The sequence below is a fragment of the Psychrobacter sp. PP-21 genome (genome assembly GCF_033790785.1).
In the GTDB taxonomy this organism is placed as follows: Bacteria; Pseudomonadota; Gammaproteobacteria; order Pseudomonadales; family Moraxellaceae; genus Psychrobacter.
This window is the reverse complement of the sequence record NZ_JAMYEB010000045.1, coordinates 1-3,137: the sequence shown is the minus strand read 5'-3', so window position 1 is coordinate 3,137 and position 3,137 is coordinate 1. Positions and strand designations below refer to the sequence as shown.

3 protein-coding genes are annotated in these 3,137 nt (G+C 44.4%); 2 read left to right on the top strand and 1 reads right to left on the bottom strand.

Features of this window, described 5'->3' with window-relative positions:
- Positions 1–342 precede the first annotated feature (342 nt).
- Positions 343–1,095, top strand: coding sequence for an IS5 family transposase (locus tag NJD71_RS13425; RefSeq protein WP_191114789.1), 753 nt, complete (start codon positions 343–345; stop codon positions 1,093–1,095).
- A gap of 265 nt (positions 1,096–1,360) precedes the next feature.
- On the top strand, positions 1,361–2,542 hold the full coding sequence (locus tag NJD71_RS13420; protein ID WP_077448184.1) for a cation diffusion facilitator family transporter: 1,182 nt from the start codon (positions 1,361–1,363) through the stop codon (positions 2,540–2,542).
- 116 nt (positions 2,543–2,658) lie between these two features.
- Here NJD71_RS13420 and NJD71_RS13415 read toward each other — a convergent pair.
- The coding region (locus NJD71_RS13415) for a CHAP domain-containing protein (protein WP_319052402.1) at positions 2,659–3,137 on the bottom strand (479 nt) is incomplete at its 5' end.

Below are 3,137 nucleotides of genomic sequence, written 5' to 3'. Positions count from 1 at the left end.
GAGCACATTCATGCTGTGGAAATACGAATGGAAGAACTGATGCACTTAAAGCATCACTTGACCGTTTTGCGCCAGAAATGTGCAAGTAGTGCACCAGCGTCATCATGTGGCATTTTAAACGCGCTTGTCGATAACTCCTGTCATGAGTAATGATATCAGTAGTGTTCATTTCTGACGGATCAAATCATGAAAGGTTAAATACGCCCTGATGTTAAGCACAAAAAAACCCAGCAATGATATTAAGATCACTAGGGCGTGTTGAACATTGGGTATAAATTAATGGCAAAAAAAATAGCGAACGGTTAATCTTTAAGTTCTCACACAAAAAAGATATCGTTCGCTATGCCTCGCACTATGCTCAAAGATGAACACTGGACAAGACTGAAACCTATATTACTAGAACTTAATATCTATGACAAAGGAAATCTTAGACAAACGGTTGAAGGCGTGCTTTATCGCATGCGTGTTGGCTGTCCTTGGTGCGACTTACCCGAGTGTTTTGGCAAGCCCAATACCATCTATAAAGCTTACCAGCGCTGGTTTCGTAGTAATAAGCTGATTACGCTGTTTGCTTTATTAATCAAAGACGCAGACCTTGAGTGGGTCTTCATTGATGGTACTCATATTAAAGCGCATCAGCACAGCAGTGGTGGCAATGAGAACCTACAATCCATTAGTAAAAGTGTGGCAGGACGCGCGACCAAGATTCACTTGGCAGTAGATGCGCATGGCAATCCGATTACCTTTATCTTGTCAGATGGCACGACCCACGATGTTAAAGTCGCACCTGACTTAGTAGACAAAGTTAATTTGAGCAACACAGAGGTTTTATGTGCCGATAAAGGCTATGATTCTGATGCACTACGAGCGCATATTGAACAAGCAGGGACACGGGATAACATCCCTCGAAAACGAAATACTCAGTCTTCTAACGACCATATGGACTGGGACTTATATAAAGCGAGGCATCTAGTAGAAAATGCTTTCGCCAAACTAAAACAGTATAGGGCGGTTGCCACCAGGTTTGATAAGCTCAAGCAAAGTTATGAAAATACGGTCGCTCTTGCTTGTGCTTATATCTGGCTCAAATTATGAATGTTCAACACGCCCTAGTCAGTTCAAAATAACATGGTGATAAATTGAAGAGTGCTACTGGAATGAATGTTGCGCAGCCTCTGTAATAACAGCATGCAAGGAAAATTTATACCAGTAGCACGATGTCATTTTTGCAGTGAATCGACTATAGCTTACTGGCTGCATTTTTACCTCGTCGTTACAGCTTCTAATACTCGACTATGTTAGATTTATCATTAATCCTTGAAGTTATTTACCATAAGTCTTAATAAATTTGAGTAACGTTATGAGTCAAGAAGATGCCAGTCATAAGCAAAATAAGCATTTGCCTCCAAGTGAGCCTATTGATGTCTATAAAAACAACGATAGTAACTATACTGCTGGCAATCAAGACGCTCATGATCATGACACTCACCTAGAGCAAAACACCGCACCAAGAGATACCAAAGGCTATCAGCGTACGTTACTGATTAGCTTTGTGATCATCACAGGCTATATGTTTATCGAGGCGATTGGTGGCTTACTGACAGGCAGCTTGGCGTTACTCTCTGATGCAGGACACATGCTCAGCGACGCCATCGCCCTTGGTGCGACGTTGATGGCATTTAAAATCGGCGAAAAAGCCGCCACCCATCAAAAGACCTTTGGCTATAAACGCTTTGAGATTATCGTGGCCACCGTCAATGGTGCGACGCTAGTAATTATCGCCTTGATGATTTTTTATGAAGCGATCAAACGCCTTAACTCACCGCCTGAGATTGCTACCCAAGGTATGCTAATCGTCGCCACCATCGGTATGCTGGTTAATATCTTGGTCGCTTGGCTGATGCATCGTGGTAGTAGCGGCAGCGATGGACACACCCACAGCCATGGAGCAAATGCAGACAAAGTAAATAAAGAAAAAGCAAATAAAAGCAATGATTCCAAAGAGCCTGTCAACCTCAATATGCAAAGCGCTTACTTGCATGTATTAAGTGATTTGATGGGCTCTGTCGCCGCGATCATCGCCGCTTTACTGATGATGGGGTTTGGCTGGGTTTGGGCCGATGCCGCAGCGTCGGTGATCGTCGCGGTACTTATCTTAGTAAGTGGTTACCGCGTTGTACGTGATTCGGTACATGTCTTGATGGAGGGCACGCCAGAAGGCATATCGCTGGTAGATGTGGAAGACAAGCTGCTTGCCCATCCACAAGTAAAACAAGTCCACGACCTGCATATTTGGAGCATCACCAGCGGGCTAAATGCGCTATCTTGCCATGTGATGGTCGATGGGGATATGAGAATCTCGGATGCCAGCGTATTGATTGCCAATCTTGAGCAAGGGTTGCTTGCGCTTGGTATTCATCACGCCACCATTCAGGTTGAAAGCTTGTCACACCCGCAGACCAGCGCCCATAGCGATGCATTGGTCTGCGACATATCAGAGCAGCAAAGCTCTGCGAATAACCATATCGGGCACAGTCACTAGTCACTAGGGCGTGTTGAACCTTCAACCATGGCACTGACAGAGACTATTTGTGAATGTTCAACACGCCCTACTGGGTTGGAGGAAATAACAACTATGTTGTGCTGACTTAGAAAGTCTTATTTATCATTCATAGCAAGGTAGATATTACGATCTGATGCGGATGCGTCATCCACGTATTTTGAATCGCGCCATGTCGTATAAGCATAGACACCACTGTATGGGCTGATGCTGTTCTGACGGAAGTCAGAAATCCAATTTGTACCATCGAAAATTTGAATATGGCCATGTGGACGCTTTGATGAGCGATCATAGACAATAACATCACCTACTTGGGTTGGCATATCATTGCTGATTTTGCTGAAACCTGCTTTCTCAAGTGTGCCACGAGTAGCGTACTGATAGGCTGAAGGATTTGGAGTGAACTCATAACCAGCTGATTGTAGTGCTTTACGTACGTAACGGGCACAATATCCAGAGCTGCCAGATAAAGCCACTTTTGAGGCGCGAGCAGCAGCGATAGCGGGGGCTGAATTGCTGTCAGGAACCTTATTGACTTGCTGCTGTTGTTTTTCAGCGTATAAGCGGCTGTTTAATG